Origin of the sequence: Actinomadura sp. 9N407, from assembly GCF_044326315.1 — a bacterium.
GTDB lineage: Bacteria > Actinomycetota > Actinomycetes > Streptosporangiales > Streptosporangiaceae > Spirillospora.
This window is the reverse complement of sequence record NZ_JBIRAW010000002.1, coordinates 475,653-491,251: the sequence shown is the minus strand read 5'-3', so window position 1 is coordinate 491,251 and position 15,599 is coordinate 475,653. Positions and strand designations below refer to the sequence as shown.

15 protein-coding genes are annotated in these 15,599 nt (G+C 73.4%); 13 read left to right on the top strand and 2 right to left on the bottom strand.

The window, feature by feature from the left end:
• Positions 1 to 305: 305 nt before the first annotated feature.
• The 6 genes from ACH34Q_RS04995 (at position 306) to ACH34Q_RS04970 (ending at position 7,120) form a co-directional block, all read left to right on the top strand.
• A complete protein-coding gene (locus tag ACH34Q_RS04995) occupies positions 306 to 1,802 on the top strand; it encodes a M23 family metallopeptidase (protein ID WP_395981524.1) in 1,497 nt (498 codons plus the stop codon).
• A complete protein-coding gene (locus tag ACH34Q_RS04990) occupies positions 1,786 to 2,715 on the top strand; it encodes a hypothetical protein (protein ID WP_395981523.1) in 930 nt (309 codons plus the stop codon). Before ACH34Q_RS04995 ends, ACH34Q_RS04990 begins: the two co-directional genes overlap by 17 nt.
• On the top strand, positions 2,712 to 4,262 hold the full coding sequence (locus ACH34Q_RS04985; protein WP_395981522.1) for a ferredoxin: 1,551 nt from the start codon (positions 2,712 to 2,714) through the stop codon (positions 4,260 to 4,262). Before ACH34Q_RS04990 ends, ACH34Q_RS04985 begins: the two co-directional genes overlap by 4 nt.
• A 220-nt stretch (positions 4,263 to 4,482) precedes the next feature.
• On the top strand, positions 4,483 to 5,136 hold the full coding sequence (locus ACH34Q_RS04980; RefSeq protein ID WP_395981521.1) for a DUF4142 domain-containing protein: 654 nt from the start codon (positions 4,483 to 4,485) through the stop codon (positions 5,134 to 5,136).
• Between the two features lie 33 nt (positions 5,137 to 5,169).
• Positions 5,170 to 6,357, top strand: coding sequence for a DUF1996 domain-containing protein (locus ACH34Q_RS04975; RefSeq protein ID WP_395981520.1), 1,188 nt, complete (start codon positions 5,170 to 5,172; stop codon positions 6,355 to 6,357).
• 100 nt (positions 6,358 to 6,457) lie between these two features.
• On the top strand, positions 6,458 to 7,120 hold the full coding sequence (locus ACH34Q_RS04970; RefSeq protein ID WP_395981519.1) for an SDR family oxidoreductase: 663 nt from the start codon (positions 6,458 to 6,460) through the stop codon (positions 7,118 to 7,120).
• A gap of 28 nt (positions 7,121 to 7,148) precedes the next feature.
• Here ACH34Q_RS04970 and ACH34Q_RS04965 read toward each other — a convergent pair whose 3' ends face one another.
• A complete protein-coding gene (locus ACH34Q_RS04965; protein ID WP_395981518.1) occupies positions 7,149 to 8,936 on the bottom strand; it encodes an AMP-dependent synthetase/ligase in 1,788 nt (595 codons plus the stop codon).
• Positions 8,937 to 9,166: 230 nt separating this feature from the next.
• Here ACH34Q_RS04965 and ACH34Q_RS04960 point away from each other — a divergent pair, with 230 nt between their 5' ends.
• From ACH34Q_RS04960 to ACH34Q_RS04935, 6 genes are all read left to right on the top strand, one after another.
• Complete coding sequence (locus ACH34Q_RS04960; protein ID WP_395981517.1) at positions 9,167 to 9,916, top strand: copper homeostasis protein CutC; 750 nt, start codon at positions 9,167 to 9,169, stop codon at positions 9,914 to 9,916.
• A 113-nt stretch (positions 9,917 to 10,029) separates the two neighbouring features.
• On the top strand, positions 10,030 to 10,797 hold the full coding sequence (locus ACH34Q_RS04955) for a metallophosphoesterase (RefSeq protein WP_395981516.1): 768 nt from the start codon (positions 10,030 to 10,032) through the stop codon (positions 10,795 to 10,797).
• Between the two features lie 52 nt (positions 10,798 to 10,849).
• A complete protein-coding gene (locus ACH34Q_RS04950) occupies positions 10,850 to 11,284 on the top strand; it encodes an SRPBCC family protein (RefSeq protein WP_395981515.1) in 435 nt (144 codons plus the stop codon).
• Positions 11,285 to 11,365: 81 nt separating this feature from the next.
• Positions 11,366 to 11,764 (top strand): hypothetical protein, encoded by a 399-nt coding sequence (locus ACH34Q_RS04945; protein WP_395981514.1) that lies wholly within the window; start codon positions 11,366 to 11,368, stop codon positions 11,762 to 11,764.
• On the top strand, positions 11,765 to 12,709 hold the full coding sequence (locus ACH34Q_RS04940; RefSeq protein WP_395981513.1) for an ROK family glucokinase: 945 nt from the start codon (positions 11,765 to 11,767) through the stop codon (positions 12,707 to 12,709).
• A 3-nt stretch (positions 12,710 to 12,712) separates the two neighbouring features.
• Positions 12,713 to 13,429 (top strand): endonuclease/exonuclease/phosphatase family protein, encoded by a 717-nt coding sequence (locus ACH34Q_RS04935; RefSeq protein WP_395981512.1) that lies wholly within the window; start codon positions 12,713 to 12,715, stop codon positions 13,427 to 13,429.
• 174 nt (positions 13,430 to 13,603) lie between these two features.
• Here the strand turns inward: ACH34Q_RS04935 and ACH34Q_RS04930 are convergent, their stop codons facing one another.
• Positions 13,604 to 14,500: a hypothetical protein gene (locus tag ACH34Q_RS04930; protein WP_395981511.1), complete on the bottom strand. Its 897-nt coding sequence runs from the start codon at positions 14,498 to 14,500 to the stop codon at positions 13,604 to 13,606.
• Between the two features lie 379 nt (positions 14,501 to 14,879).
• Between ACH34Q_RS04930 and ACH34Q_RS04925 the strand changes: the two genes are divergently transcribed.
• A complete protein-coding gene (locus ACH34Q_RS04925) occupies positions 14,880 to 15,596 on the top strand; it encodes a lysophospholipid acyltransferase family protein (protein WP_395981510.1) in 717 nt (238 codons plus the stop codon).
• Positions 15,597 to 15,599: the final 3 nt, after the last annotated feature.

Sequence of the window (15,599 nt, the reverse complement as noted above, 5' to 3'; positions counted from 1 at the left end):
TCCGTGACGTTCGATCAGGAACGCGCTTCGGTCCCGGCGGGCCCGGAGCGGCAGGAACCGACGACGCCGTTTCGCCGAGCCTCCCCTCCTCCACAGGAGAGGACATGGCGCGACGCGACAGTAGGCATGCGTCCCAAAGCACGTATGAAGCCTTCTGGGCGGACCCGGCACGTCCCCGGTCCAAGCAAAGCACCCGGTCGAAGCAGCGGGCCCAGCCGCGGCGACAGCCACAGCAGGATCGGCCGCGCCCGGCCGCGGCACCGCCCCGTACGGGGCGCACGCCTCGTACGGGCCGCGATGCCGGCGTGCCCGGACTGCCGGGCCAGGACGCGCGCAACGCCGGCCTGCCCGACATGCGCGACGTGGGCAGGCCCGCCGCGATGCGCGAGTACGCGGGGGGCAGGCCGTCGAGGCCGCCCGTACGGGAACGCCCCTCGCGGGGAGGGCCGGCACGGGGAGGAGCGGTACGGGGCGAGCCGGTACGAGACCGGCGGCGGGGCAGGCAGCGGCGGCCCAAGAAGTCCTCGCAGCATGCCGGGCCGCGGGCGGTGCCACAGCAGCGCTCGCGCGGCGTGCGCGGCCCGGCCGACCGGATGCGGACCGGCACGCTGGTCTTCTCCATCGTGGTCGGGCTGTCGCTGCTGGCCATCGTGGAACGCAGCGTCATCGAGGGGACCACGTTCCGGGACTCGGGACCGGCCGGGTCCGACCTCGTGCTGCGGTCGCCGGTGTCGCCGGCCAAGATCCCCCCGCGCGAGCAGGCGCCACCCGGGCCGGAGCAGTCCGGCGGGCCGGTCGCGGCCGCACCCGACACGCGGACGCTGACCGAGCGGATCCGCAAGCTCACGCTCGAACAGCACGGCCAGGCGGCGCGGAGTGTCTACGGCGCCGCTCCCACCAAGCCGCCCATCGTGGGCATGGACCGGGTCAGCCAGGACAAGCGCTGGGCCTTCGGCACCACGGCCATTCCCGTTCCGGCCGGCAGCTCGGCCACCCCCGAGGGCGCGTTCTTCGCCGGCCGGTGGGCGGAGGGGCAGTGGCAGGTGGCGCTGTCGGGGACGAGCTCGTTCAACGCGGTGCTCGGCCGGATGCCGGCCGCCATCATGTCGGCGAGCGAGGCCCAGGCACTGCGCCGCTACAGCTCGCTCACCGCCGGGCAGGCCGAGGCGGCGGCCGCCGGCACCGGCTCGGGCGAGGGCCTGATGCTGCCGTGGAGCGTCGGCGAGACGTGGTCGATCGGCAGTGCGGACCGGCGGAAGGCGGCCCGGCCGCTGAGCGCGCTGGCCTTCTGGAGCCGCGACGGCCAGGTGCAGGCGGCCGCCGCGGGCCGGGTCTACCGCTTCTGCTCCGCCGCCGCGGGCCGCGGGATGGTCATGGTGGTGCATCCGAGCGGCCTCGCCAGCACGTACTACCGGATGCGCGGCGTGACGGCGATCCGCGGCGGCAGCACGGTCAAGCGCGGCGAGTCGCTCGGCCGGATCGGTACCGACCGTTCCTGCGGCGGGGCCGCGGCGCCCCGCTCGCTCGTTCAGTTCTCCCTCCGCCGCGGCGCCGGGCAGGTCCCCCTGGAGGGGACCCGGATCGGCGGCTGGACCTTCAAGCAGCGGGCCAAGCCCGCGCTCGGCTTCGCCGAGCGCGGGGTCCTGAAGGTGCTCCCCGGCGGCGTCCTGGCCAATCTCGGGGCGGTGCCGGCGGCGGACCCGCCGGCGGCCGCACCGAGCAGGGACGGGGAGCGGCCCGGAGCCGTTCCCACGCCTCCCGCGACCAAGAAGAGGAGTTCCACCAGTGCAGACGCGAAGTAGCGATGATCCCGCCGTGCCGACCTGGGCGCTGCGCGCCGTGCTCGCCGGCGCGGTCCTGGTCCTCATCGGCGCGGCGACCCCGCAGGGTGCCGCCGTGGCCGGCGACGTGCAGCGCCTCCTCTCGTTCTACGCCGGGGTCTTCACCCTGCTGGCGCTGACGACGTCCGTGGTCAGCGGGCTGCTGGCCACCGAGCGGCTGATCCTGGCGATCCGGCACCGGGTGCTGGCGCAGGCCGTGCACCGGGCGGCCTCGGTGCTGGCGATGACGTTCGTGATCGCGCACATCTCGGTCAAGGTGCTCGGCGGGCTGGCGCTCCCGGCGCAGATCGTGGTGCCCAGCGCGGGCCCGATCGGGTACGGGACGATCGCGTTCGAGCTGCTGCTGGTGGTCATGGTGACCGGGCTGCTGCGGGTGTGGTTCGCGCGCGGCGCCCGGCCCTGGGTGTGGCGGTCGCTGCACTCGCTGGCCTACCTGTCGTGGCCGATGGCGATCGCGCACGGGCTGACCGCCGGACGCTCCGCGGCGACCTGGGTGACGCTGAGCTACATCCTGTGCGCCGGGTTCGTGGCGCTCGCGGTGGTGGCCCGGATGTTCGTCGTGGTCCGGCCGCGCGATGTCCGGCGCATCGGCGACGACCTCGCGGCCCCGGCCGCGCCGCGCGGCCGCGAGGCCCGTTCGGCCGCCGGCCGGCGGCCCGCCGAGGAGCGGGTGGGCGCGCGTACCGGACCCGGGCGCGCCGGCGGTCCCGGCCCCCGCGACGGAGATCTCCGCGACAGGGATTTCTGGGGCAAGGATTTCGGGGGCAAGGAGGTGGGGGGCCGGGATTCCAGGGACAGGGATTTCGGGGACCGGGATTTCGGGGACAGGGATCTCCGCGACGATGATCCCCGCAACAGCGAGCTGTCGCGATGAGCGGCACGATCACCGTCTCCAACATCGGCGGTCCGCGGCTCACCCTGGGTTTCGACCGGTTTGACCGGCTGGACCTGGAACGGCACAAGGCCGTGCACGGCAAGCTGAACACGCCGGTGCTGGAGGACCTGGTCGCGATGGCCGAGCAGGTCGACATGCGCGGCCGCGGCGGCGCGGGCTTCCCGTTCGCGCGCAAGCTCACGGCCGTGGCGGCCCAGATCACCCATCCCACGGTCGACCAGACCCTGCTGCTGCCGGGCGAGCGGGCCGGCCGCCGCCGCCCCGCCGAGGACGCGGTGATCGTGGTGAACGGGGCGGAGGGCGAGCCGGGCAGCTGCAAGGACAAGGTGCTGCTCACCCGGGCCCCGCACCTGGTCCTGGACGGCGCCTCCATCGCCGCCGCCGCGCTGGGCACCCAGCGCATCGTGGTGGCGGTCGAGGACGAGGAGGCGGCCCGCTCGATCCGGGCCGCCATCGTCGAGCGCCGGATGCCGGGCCGGGTGGTCCGGCTCGCCGAGCGGTTCATCTCCGGCCAGGCGGGCGCGGTCGTACGGGCGATCAACGGCGAGGTGCCGATCCCGCCCGGCCAGAAGGTCCGGGCCAGCGAGTCGGGCGTGGGCGGCGGCCCGACGCTGCTGTCCAACACCGAGACGTTCGCCCAGCTGGCGGTGCTGACCTCGCTCGGGCCCGACCTGTACGCCTCGGCCGGGACCGAGGAGGAGCCCGGGACCACGCTGCTCACCGTGGGCGGGACGCGGGTCGTCGAGGCACCGTACGGGACGCCGCTGTCGGCCGTCCTCGGGCACTGCGAGGTCGACGCCGGGCAGGGGGTGCTCGTCGGCGGCTACCACGGCATGTGGCTGGACCCCGCCTCGGTGTTCCGCGCGGTGCTGTCGCGGTCGGGGATGCGGGCGGTGAACGGCACCGTCGGCGCCGGCATCATCCTGCCGCTGCCGCAGGGCAGCTGCCCGCTCGGCGAGACCACCCGGATCGCCTCGTACCTGGCCGCACAGTCCGCCGGGCAGTGCGGACCGTGCCGGCTCGGCCTGCCCGACGTGGTGCGTTCCCTGAACGCGCTGACCGACGGTTCGGGCAGTGTCGAGGACGTCCGCCGCGCCGCCGGCATCGGCCGCGGCCGGGGCGCCTGCTCGCACCCGGACGGCACCGCCAAGTTCGTGCTGTCGGCGCTGGACGCGTTCGCCGCCGACATCGAGGTGCACCGGGTCGGCGGCAGTTGCGGGCAGCCGGTCTTCGGCGTGCTTCCCCTGCCGGTGCCGACCGGCGACGAGGGCCGGGTCGCGATCGACTGGAGCCGCTGCGACGGGCACGGCCTGTGCGCCTACCTCGTCCCGGAGCTGATCCAGCTGGACCGGTACGGCTTCCCGGTGGTGCTGGGCACCGACATCCCGCCCTGGATGGAACGGGACGTGCAGCGGGCGGTGGCCATGTGCCCCGCGCTGGCCCTGCGGATCACCACCGGCGTGCCCCGGGACGGAAAGAACGGCAAGAGCGCGAGGAACGCCAAGAACGCCGCCCGGCGGCCCTGACCGGAGACGGCGTCCATAAACGCGCCTTAACGGGCCATGAAATGGCTGGCCCGTCCATTCTCCTTGCCTATGCTCATTGTGTATCCGCTCATTACCGGGCCCGGCCAAAAGAATTCCAGAAAAGATGGGATCCGGTGAACCAGGACCGAATCGGCTGCGTATTTCCTGGAAACCCCGTCGCCCGGGGCGACTGGAAGCGGCCCGAAAGGAGGGGAACCCGTTGCGCAAGTCGTACGGAATGGCGGAGGCGCGCAGGCTGCCGCGGCCGGGAGGCGGCCGGGCGCTGCTGACCGCGGCGGCGATCCTGGCGGTGGCCGCCGCGTTCGTCGTCGTGATCGGAGCCCCGGGCGTCCCGGGCGCGCCGGCCGACGGCGACACCGCGCGCGGCCAGCTCGCGGGCGGTTACGTGGACACCCGCTGGGGCCGGCTGAGCCCGTCCGACCGGGCCCTGCTGACCAAGGTCCGCGAGGCCGGGCTCTGGGAGATGCCGGCGGGCCAGCAGGCCCAGCAGCGCGCGGCGTCCCCCCGGGTGAAGGAGATCGCGGCGATGATCGCCGAGCAGCACCTGCGCCTGGACGAGGACACCCGCGCGGTGGCGGAACGGCTCGACGTGATCCTGCCGAACGAGCCGAACGGCAGCCAGAAGGCCTGGCTGGCGGAGATGTCGGAGCAGTTCGGCGCCGCGTACGACCGCACCTTCGTCCGGCGGCTGCGCGAGGCGCACGGCCAGGTCTTCGCGCTGATCGCGCAGATCCGTTCGAAAACCGAGAACAGCGAGATCCGCGCGTTCGCCGAGCGCGCGATGCGGTACGTCAACACGCATATGACGTTGCTGGAGGGCACCGGTCTCGTTCCCAGGTCGGCCCTTTTCTGAGGGCCTGTCATCCCCGCTCACATGGAGTTCCAGATGAGAAGCAGGAAAGGTATCGCCGTCGCACTCCCGGCGCTGCTGCTGTTCGCGGCGGCGCTGGAGGCGCCGGCCGGGGCGGCGGCGCAGAAATGGCCCGCTCCTCCCGCGGCGGCGGAATCCACCCCGCCGCCCGATGCGGGGGGCGGTGACCAGCCCGGTGACCCGAGCGCGGACCCGTCCGCGCCCCCGGCCGACCCGTCGGCCGATCCGTCCGCGCCTCCGGCCGACCCGTCCGCGGACCCGTCGGCGGCCCCGCCCGACGAGGGCGACGGGGACGCCGGCGAGCAGCCGCCCCCCTCGCAGATCGCCGAGGGCCCGAACGCCGACGACTTCGTCCCCATCCGGCAGGCCCCGAGGGTCCGCAACGTCCGCACCGCCCGAGGCGGCTCGCGCGGCACGTTCCGCACGCGCTGCGGAACGAACGAGAACGAGCACCACAATCCGGACAACGTCGTCGCGGCGCCCGGCGTGCAGAACGGCGCGCACCACATCCACGACTACGTGGGCAACCTGACGACCGACGCGTTCTCCACCGACGAGAGCCTGGCCGCCGGCGGGACCACCTGCGACAACGGCGACCTGTCCACCTACTACTGGCCGGTGATCCGGAACCGGGCCGGGCAGGACGACTCCGACCGGGCCCAGCAGAGCACGGCCGACGGCAACGTCGGCGAGATCGTGCTGCCGACCCGGGCCGACATCAGCTTCCGCGGCAACCCGCGGAGCAAGGTGGTCGCGATGCCGCGGTTCCTGCGGATGGCCGTGGGCGACGCCAAGTCCGCGACCAACGGGCTCGCCAACGCGCGCGCCTTCTGGACCTGCAGCGGGTTCACCAACCGCGGGTTCACCGACAAGTACCCGCTGTGCCCCGGCGACAGCCAGGTCATGCGGGTGCTGGACTTCGCGAGCTGCTGGGACGGCCAGAACACCGACAGCGCCAACCACCGCGACCACGTGGCGTTCCCGCAGCGCAACGGCGCCTGCCCGCAGGGCACGCAGGCCATCCCGCAACTGCGGTACACGCTGTCCTACGACCTGCCCAACCAGGCGCAGGCGTTCGCGCTGGACTCGTTCCCTGAGCAGGGGCACGACCCGGTGACCGACCACGCCGACGTCATCAACGTGATGCCCGAGGAACTGATGCAGCGCGCCGTGCGGTGCATCAACAAGGGCCGCCGCTGCTGAGCGGGGCGACGCACCGCGCGGCGGCCGGTGCGGGGACCGCGGGACCGGTACCCCGCACCGGCCGTCCCGCGCCCCCGCACCGGTTCGTAAGATCGCGGATATGAACGTAGCCATCGCGGGAGGGCACGGAAAGATCGCGCTGCGGCTGGCCCGGCTGCTGGCGGCGCGAGGCGACACCGTGCTGAGCCTGATCCGCAATCCGGACCACGCCGACGACATCCGGGCGGCCGGCGCCGGTCCGCTGCAGTGCGACCTGGAGCGGGCGGACGTCGCCGAGGTCGCCGAGAAGATCGCCGGCGCCGACGCGGTCGTCTTCGCCGCCGGGGCCGGCCCGGGCAGCGGGACCGAACGCAAGGAGACCGTCGACCGGGACGCCTCGATCCTGATGGCCGACGCGGCCGAGCGCGCGGGCGTCCGCCCGTTCCTGCAGATCTCGGCCATGGGGGTGGACAGCGCGCCCCCGGCCGACCGGGGCGAGGTCTGGGCCGCCTACGTCCGGGCCAAGAAGGAGGCCGAGGAGGACCTGCGGCGCCGCGACCTGGACTGGCTGATCCTGCGGCCGGGCCGGCTCACCGACGATCCCGGCACCGGAACGGTGACGCTGGCCGAGCCGTACGTGGGCCACGAGGCCGTGACCCGTGACGACGTCGCCGCCGTCCTCGTCGCTCTGCTGGACGCCCCGGGCGTGCGCCGCCGCGTACTGGAACTCATCGGCGGCAACACTCCGGTCGACGAGGCCGTCGAGACCCTGGCGCGCCCCTAGGCGCGGCCAGGGGCGCGCGGAGAACGGATCAGGAGTACATCGCGTCGATCTCGCCGGCGAAGTCCTTCAGCACGGCGTGCCGGCGGACCTTGAGGCTCGGCGTCATGTGCCCGGCCTCCTCGCTGAAGTCCACCCCGAGGATCTCGTACTTCTTGATCGCCTCGGCATGGCTGACGCTGCGGTTGGCCTCGGCCACCGCCGCGTCGATCTGCGCGACCACGTCGGCGTCCACGCGCAGCTCGGCGACCGTCATCGCGGCGGGCTTGCCGTTGCGCTCCTTCCACGGGACGAGCGCCTCCTCGTCCAGCGTGATCAGCGCGCTGATGAACTTGCGGCCGTCGCCGACCACCAGGCACTGGCTGATCAGCGGATGGGCGCGCAGCCGGTCCTCCAGCGGGGCGGGCGCCACGTTCTTGCCGGCCGCGGTGACCAGGATCTCCTTCTTGCGGCCGGTGATGCTGAGGTAGCCCTCGGAGTCCAGCGAGCCGAGGTCGCCGGTGTGGAACCAGCCGTCCTCCAGCGCCTCCTTGGTGGCGTCGGCGTTGTTCCAGTAGCCGCTGAGGATGTTCAGGCCCTGGACCAGGATCTCGCCGTCCTCGGCGATCCGCACGGTCACGCCGGGGATCGGCTTGCCGACCGTGCCGATTTTGATCGCGGTGGGCCGGTTGACGGTGGCCGGGGCGGTGGTCTCGGTCAGCCCGTACCCCTCCAGGATCGTGATGCCCACGCCCCGGAAGAAGTGGCCGAGCCGCTCGCCCAGGGCGGCGCCGCCGGAGACGGCGTACTCCACCCGGCCGCCGACGGCGGCGCGCAGCTTGCCGTACACCAGCTTGTCGAAGACCTTGTGCTTGGCCCGCAGCCCGAGACCGGGCCTGCCGTCCTGCATCGCCCGGCTGTAGGCGATCGCGGTGTCGGCCGCCGCGTGGAAGATCTTGCCCTTGCCCTCGGCGGCGGCCTTCTGCTCGGCGCCGTTGTAGACCTTCTCGAACACGCGCGGCACGGCCAGCAGGAACGTCGGCCGGTACGAGCCCAGGTCCGGCAGCAGGCTCGGGATGTCGCTGTGCCCGAGGACGATCCCGGCCTCGACGCACGCCACCTGGATCAGCCGCGCGAACACGTGCGCCAGCGGCAGGAACAGCAGCGTGGAGCTGCCCTCCACGGCCACCTCGGAGATCGCGCCCTGGACGGCGTTGCGGGCCGTGGCGACGAAGTTGCCGTGGGTCAGCTCGCAGCCCTTGGGGCGGCCGGTGGTCCCCGAGGTGTAGATGATCGTGGCCAGGTCGGCGCCGGTACGGGACCGGCGGCGCTCCTCGAGCGTCGCGTCGGTCACCTCGGCGCCCGACGCGACCACGTCGTCGAGGTCGCCCGCGTCGATGCCCCACACGTGCGCGAGGCCGGGCAGGCTCTCGCGCAGCCCGGCGATCGCGGCCTGGTGCTCGGCGGTCTCGGCGAAGACCGCCTTGGCGCCGGAGTCGCCGACGATCCATTCGACCTGCTGGGCCGAGGAGGTCTCGTAGATCGGGACGGCGACCCCGCCGGCCGCCCAGATCGCGTAGTCCAGAACGGTCCACTCGTACCGGGTCCGCGACATCAGCGCCACCCGGTCGCCGGGCTCGACGCCCGCGGCGACCAGGCCCTTGGCGATCCCGCTCACCTCCGCCGCGAACTCGCCGGCGGTGACCGACCGCCAGGAGTCGCCGGTACGGCGGCGCAGCACGATCGATCCGGGCGTCGCGGCCGCCCGGTCGAACGGCGCGTCGGTCAGATTGGCGGACTCGGGGACTTCCACCATCGCGGGGACGCTGAATTCGCGCACGGCCCACTCCTCGGTTGACACGGCAGATGGGTGGGACGACGGTACAGCGTTCCCACGGTCGAATGATACCCGTGAGTAGGCAATTCGTCCCTAGGTGACGATCCGCGTGCCGATTCCGCCGGACTTCGCCCGCCCGGCCTTGCGGTGCGCTGTTAACGGTGACGCAAAGTCGCCCGTCGCCCTCTCCCGGAGCCGCCCCGTTCGCCTACGCTCTGCGAGGAGGACCACACATGACACAGATCACGGGGGCCGTCGTGTCGTTGCTCGAAGTGATCGCGCTGACCGTGGCCGACGCGCGGGCCGCCCAGGAGGGCGGCGCCGACCGGCTCGAGGTGGTCGCCGACATGGCCGCCGACGGGCTCACGCCCGATCCCGACCTGGTCGCCGAGATGCGCGCCGCCACGTCCCTGCCGCTGCGGGTGATGCTGCGCGCCAACGCGGGTTTCCGGACCACCGCCCCGGAGCTGGACCGGCTGCGCCGGGTCGCCGAGCTGCACCGGGAGGCCGGCGCGGACGGGTTCGTGCTGGGCTTCCTGGACTCCGCCGGCGGGATCGACACCGGCGCCGCGGGCAAGATCGCGGCGGCGCTGGCCCCGCTGCCCTGGACGTTCCACCGGGCGATCGACCACGCCGCCGACCCGGTGGCCGCGTGGCGCGCCGTACGGGACCTGGCCGCCGAGGCCGGCTCCGAGGTCGGCGGGCCGGGACTGGACACCGTGCTGACCGCCGGCTCGCCCCGGGGTGTGGACGCCGGAGTGGACGTACTCGTCCGGCGGACCGCCGAGGGCCCGGCGTCGGCCGGGCTGATCATGGCCGGAGGCGGCCTGCGCCGCAAGCATGTCGCGCTGCTCGCCGCCGCCGGGGTGACGGCCTTCCACGTGGGCACCGCCGTCCGCCCCGACGGCTCCTGGGACGCGCCGGTGGACGCCGGCCTGGTCTGCGAATGGCGCTCGCTCGTCTCGGCCGCGGCCGGGTCCTAGCGCGCCTGCGGCGCGGCCGTCCGCGCCGTCCAGCCAGCCGTCCTGCTGGCCGCCTTACGAGCCGTCCTATTGGCCGGTCCTATTACGCCGATTGGACCTATTAGAGTCGGTTCATGCGGATCCACGTGGTGAGCGACGTCCATGGCAACGCGGAGGCGCTCAAGCGTGCCGGCGACGGTGCGGACGCGCTGATCTGCCTGGGCGACCTGATCCTGTTCATCGACTACTCCGACCACGGCCAGGGCATCTTCGCCGAGCTGTTCGGGCAGGAGAACGCCGACCGGTTCATCGAGCTGCGGACGCTCAAGCGCTTCGACGAGGCCCGCGAGTTCTCCAAGCGGCTGTGGGGCTCCCTGGAGGGCGGCGCCTGGCCGCACATCGAGCAGGCCGTACGCCGCCAGTACACCGAGCTGTTCGCCGCCATGCCGACGCCCGCGTACCTCACGTACGGCAACGTCGACGTCCCGCACATGTGGGCCGAGCACCTGCGCGAAGGGCACCGGGTCCTGGACGGCGAGGTCGTCGAGATCGGCGGCCTGCGGTTCGGCTTCGTCGGCGGCGGGCTGAAGACCGAATACCGGACCCCGTACGAGCTCAGCGACGAGGACTACGCGGCCAAGGTCGCGGCGGTCGGCGCCGTCGACGTGCTGTGCTGCCACATCCCGCCCGCGGTGCCCGAGCTGCTGTACGACACCGTGGCGCGCAGGTTCGAGCGGGGCAGCGAGGCCGTGCTGGCGGCCGTCCACGAGACCCAGCCCCGGTACGTGCTGTTCGGGCACGTCCACCAGCCGCTGGCCCGGCGGATGCGAATCGGTCGTACCGAATGCGTGAACGTGGGCCACTTCCGGGGGAGCGGAGTTCCCTACGTGCTGTCGGTGTGACGGATACTTTCCTGAGGACGGCAGATCCCTCGCGCAGAAGGGCAGAGCATCGATGGCGGACCGGACGAGTTCTTCCATCACGATCCGGTCCGGCAGGACCGAGATCATGACGGTGATCGCCGATCTCGAGGCGTACCCGAAGTGGGCCAGCGGCATCCGCGAGTTCACCGTGCAGGAGACCGGCGCGGACGGGCGGGCCCGGCGGGCCACCCTGACCTTCGACGGCGGCCCGTTCAGCGACACCGTCGGGCTGCTGTACGACTGGACCGGCGACGACCGGGTCAGCTGGGAGCTGGTCGACAAGGGCAACGTGGTCACCGGCCTGCACGGGTCGTACTCCCTCGAGGAGGTCAGGGACGGTACCGAGGTCACCTACGAGCTGGCCGTGGACGTCCGGGTCCCCATGATCGGGATGGTCAAGCGCAAGGCCGAGAAGCGGATCACCGACTCGGCGCTCAAGGGGCTCAAGCGGCACGTCGAGGGGTAGTCGGCGCCGGGGCGCTATCCTGCCCCGGGCACGCGGGGTGGCGATGCGGTTTCGCGCCGCTGACGGATGGACAATGGCTACATGAACGAGCGGTCGGGCGATCTCCTCGACGAGGCGGTCAAGCTCTTCGAGACGTTGCGCAGGCGGATGGGCGAGACGGGAACGGAAGGCGGTGCGGGCCGGGACTCCGGCCGGGCCCGTACCGGAGCCGATGGCGACGTGTGGAGCCGGGCCGTGGCCGACGAGCCCGCGGACCCGCCCCGGATCGCCACCGGCGCCCCCGAATGCCTCGACTGCCCGGTCTGCCGTGCCATCGCCCTGGCCCGCGAGTCCGGGCCGGACGTCCGCACGCATGTGCGGGAGGCCGGGCGGTCGCTGCTGGCGGCCGCGTTCGACGTGGCCGCCGCCTTCGAGCGCTCCCGCGGCCCCCGGCCGCCCCGTTCCGGTGCAGCGGGGCACCACGAGGAGGAGGAAGCGTAGATGACCCTGACCATCGGCGTTGACGTAGGGGGCACCAAGGTCGCCGCGGGTGTGGTCGACGACCGGGGGCGGATCCTGGAGAAGGTCCGGCGGCCCACCCCCTCGACCAACCCCACGGAGACCGCCGCGGTCATCGCCGAGGTCGTCGACCTGCTCAAGGGCAAGTTCGAGGACGTGGTGGCGGTCGGGCTCGGCAGCGCCGGCTTCGTCGACCAGACCCGCTCCACGGTGCTGTTCGCCCCCAACCTCGCCTGGCGGGACGAGCCGCTGAAGAAGAAGGTCGAGAGCCTGGTCGGGCTCCCGGTCGTGGTGGAGAACGACGGCAACGCCACCGCCTGGGGCGAGGCCAGGTTCGGCGCCGGCCGCGGGCACGACTTCATCGTGCTGATCACGCTCGGCACCGGCATCGGCGGCGGGATCATCATCGACGGCGAGCTGTACCGCGGCCGGTTCGGCATCGGCGCCGAGGTCGGCCACTTCCGGGTGGTCCCCGACGGCCGGCGCTGCGGCTGCGGCAACCGCGGCTGCTGGGAGCAGTACGCCAGCGGCAACGCGCTGGTGCACGAGGCCCGCGACCTGGCCCGGGTGGCCCCCGCGATGGCCGGCCGGCTGCTGGAGCTGGGCGACGGCCGTCCCGAGGGCATCAGCGGCCCCGAGGTCACCCAGGCCGCCCGCGAGGGCGACCCGGCGGCGCTGGAGTGCTTCCGCTCGGTGGCGCAGTGGGCCGGGCAGGGGATGGCCGATCTGGCCGCGATCCTGGACCCCGGGGCGTTCATCATCGGCGGCGGCCTCTCCGACGCCGGCGACCTCCTCCTGGAGCCCGCCCGCGCCGCGTTCGAGATCGCGCTCACCGGCCGGGGGCACCGCCCGATGCCGGAGATCCGGATCGCCGAGCTCGGCTCGGCCGCCGGCATCGTCGGCGCCGCCGACCTGGCCCGCATCTGAGCCGTGACCGCCGTCCGGGTGCTCTCCTACAACATCCGGTCACTGCGGGACGACCCGGCCGCCGTGACCCGGGTGATCCGCGGGCTGCGCCCTGATGTGGTCTGCCTGCAGGAGGTCCCGCGCCTGCCCGGCTGGCGCCGCAAGCGCCGCCGGCTGGCCCGGTCCTGCGACCTGTCGGTGGCCGCGGGCCGGCGCGCGGCCGGGCTGGCCGTCCTGGCCGGCCCGCGCGCCCGCGTCGTGCACAGCGAGTTCCACCTGCTGTCGCGCATCCCCGGCCTGCACCGCCGAGGGCTGGCGGTCGCGGTCCTGGACCTCGGTACGGAGGGCCCGCTGATCGCGGCCAGCACCCACCTCGACCTGCGGGACGATCCGCGCCGGGCCCACACCGCCGAGGTGATCGGCCTGCTCGACCGGGTCCGCGCGGCGTACCCGGCCCCGGTCGTCCTGGCCGGCGACATCAACGAGGAGCCCGGCGGGGCGTCCTGGTCGCTGCTGACCGGACGCTTCCGCGACGCCCACGCCGCGGCGCCGTCCGGCGAGGCCGCCACGTTCTCCGCACGGAACCCGCGCCGCCGCATCGACGGCGTGTTCACCGATCCGGAGATCGAAGTGATCGCCTGCGGCGTCCCGGCGGACCCCGATCTGGCGGCCGACTACCCCCAGGCCACCGACCACCGCCCCCTACTGGCGCAACTCAATCCGCGCCGCCGCCCACGTTGACTCGTGGCGTGTTCGCCTCCGGCCACGCCGTTCCAGGCGAACACGCCACGAGTCAACACCCCAGGCACGACGGGACGGTCAGACCACCGCGCCGTGTGATTCTTGGGGGGACGACCCCCCAAGCCCCCCGGGCGGTCGTCTGACCGACCGCCTCCGCTGCGCTCCGGCGGACGGTCAGACGACCGCGCCGTCATCGGGATCGCGCGGCTCGTCGCCCATGCGCAGGACCAGGGTCACGAAGCCGCCGATGAACGCGGCGACGGCGAGGAAGGCGGCCCAGCCGGGCACCTCCCAGTCGAGGATGACCGTGAACAGCAGGTAGAGCGGTCCGCCGACCAGCGCCATCCAGGCGCCCTTGGTGAGCGGGTCGGCGGTGGGCAGCGGCGGCGGGGGCGGGGGTATGTAGTGCCCGTCGTCGTCCGCGGCCGGGGGCTCCTCCGGGGAGTCGTCCAGATCGCCGAACTTGATCACGCGGGCCCGGGGGAGCGCGCCGGAACGGTCGTCGCCCTCGGCCGGCGGCCGCCGCGGCGCGGGCTCGTCGAGGTTCTCCTGGTCGGGCCAGGGCACCCGGTCGCCCTCGGGGACCGCGTCGTACCCGGCGACGATCTCGGCCCAGATGGCGTCCTCGTCGAGCTGATCCCCGTCGCGGCCGGTCCCGTCGCCGTCCGTACCGGCGGTGGAGTCGGAGGGGTCGGAAGGGGAGGCGGCGTCGCGGGCCTGGCCGTCGGCGGGCTCCCGCAGGCCCGCGTCGAGCCGGTCGGTGTCGAGCCGGTCGGTGTCGCGCAGGTCGAGGTCGCGGCGCTCGGGATCGCGCAGCCGGGTCAGATGGATCCGCAGGATGCTCTCGGCGGTCGGCTTCATCTCGACGTCGACGTACAGCCGCTCCAGGACGTCCTTCGCGGCGGCGTCCCCGGCCAGATCGGCGAGTTCGGCCAGCTCGCCGGGAGTGGCGGCGTACGCGGCCACGCCCGCCTCGCCCAGCGCCGTGAGCATGACATCGGCCAGGTGAGGGGCGAGGTCGACCAGCGGAGCGTAGGTATCGGCCGACAGTCCATTGCCACGGCGATTCACGGCGCCGGCTCCTTCGTCGACTCCGGCGTGACCGACTGCACCGGCATGACGGCCTCCGCTCCCCCATAGACGTGTGCGACCGCGCGCGCCCGGCACGGACCGCCCGCGGGGGGCGGCGCCGCTCCAGGACGCCACGGAACGTGTGTCCCACGGTATTCGCTGCGCCGCCCGGAACAAGCCCCTCCGGCACACCTGATTGCGATTCCCAAGGCTGAGCCTACGTTCATACCGCCCCCGTCCGCGCGGGACAAGGCGGCCCGGCCGGGCCGTGGTGTGGGCAGCCGGGCCGGGGGATGGGAAGATGTCGCATCATCCCCCGTTCGTCGGAGTATTCGGAAGGCGCGGCCGCAGGTGGGCGCGGCCGGAGGAAGGTGTCGGCATGCTCTGGTTCTGGATCCTCCTGAGGATCATCCTCTCGCCCATCATGTACCTCTTGTGGCGTCCCCAGAATTCCGGCATGCGCAACGTCCCCAAGCGCGGCCCGGCGCTGCTGGTCAGCAACCACCTGTCGTTCGCCGACCACTTCTTCGGGCCGCTGCCGCTGATGCGGCCGATCTTCTTCATCGGCAAGGACGAGTACTTCAGCGGCAAAGGCGTCAAAGGCCTGCTCACCAAGGCGTTCATGATCGGCGTGGGCGTCGTGCCGGTGGACCGCACCGGCGGTACGGCGGCCGAGGCCGCGCTGGAGACCGGGCTGCGGATCCTGCGCGAGGGCAAGCTGCTCGGCATCTACCCCGAGGGCACCCGGGTGCCCGACAACCGGCTCTTCCGGGGCAAGACCGGGGTGGCGAGGCTGGCGCTGAAGTCGCGGGTGCCGGTGATCCCGGTGGCCATGATCAACACGTTCGAGCTGATGCCGTCCGGGCAGCCGTACCCGAAGCTGGGCGTGCGGCCCGGGGTACGGTTCGGCCGGCCGCTGGACTTCTCCCGCCACTACGGCCAGGAGAACGACCGCGAGGTGCTGCGCAAGATCACCGACGAGATCATGCAGGCGATCCGGGAGCTCTCCGGGCAGGAGTACGTCGACCGGTACGCGGCCGAGGTCAGGGCCGAGCTCGCCGGCAAGGAGCCCCGCCCGGTCGACGACGACGACTGAGCG

Coding starts and splice junctions, on each gene's coding strand:
- ACH34Q_RS04985 (WP_395981522.1), top strand. CDS start 2,712: ATGAGCGGCACGATCACCGTCTCCAACATCGGCGGTCCGCGGCTCACC.
- ACH34Q_RS04975 (WP_395981520.1), top strand. CDS start 5,170: ATGAGAAGCAGGAAAGGTATCGCCGTCGCACTCCCGGCGCTGCTGCTG.
- ACH34Q_RS04970 (WP_395981519.1), top strand. CDS start 6,458: ATGAACGTAGCCATCGCGGGAGGGCACGGAAAGATCGCGCTGCGGCTG.
- ACH34Q_RS04960 (WP_395981517.1), top strand. CDS start 9,167: ATGACACAGATCACGGGGGCCGTCGTGTCGTTGCTCGAAGTGATCGCG.
- ACH34Q_RS04955 (WP_395981516.1), top strand. CDS start 10,030: ATGCGGATCCACGTGGTGAGCGACGTCCATGGCAACGCGGAGGCGCTC.
- ACH34Q_RS04950 (WP_395981515.1), top strand. CDS start 10,850: ATGGCGGACCGGACGAGTTCTTCCATCACGATCCGGTCCGGCAGGACC.
- ACH34Q_RS04945 (WP_395981514.1), top strand. CDS start 11,366: ATGAACGAGCGGTCGGGCGATCTCCTCGACGAGGCGGTCAAGCTCTTC.
- ACH34Q_RS04940 (WP_395981513.1), top strand. CDS start 11,765: ATGACCCTGACCATCGGCGTTGACGTAGGGGGCACCAAGGTCGCCGCG.
- ACH34Q_RS04925 (WP_395981510.1), top strand. CDS start 14,880: ATGCTCTGGTTCTGGATCCTCCTGAGGATCATCCTCTCGCCCATCATG.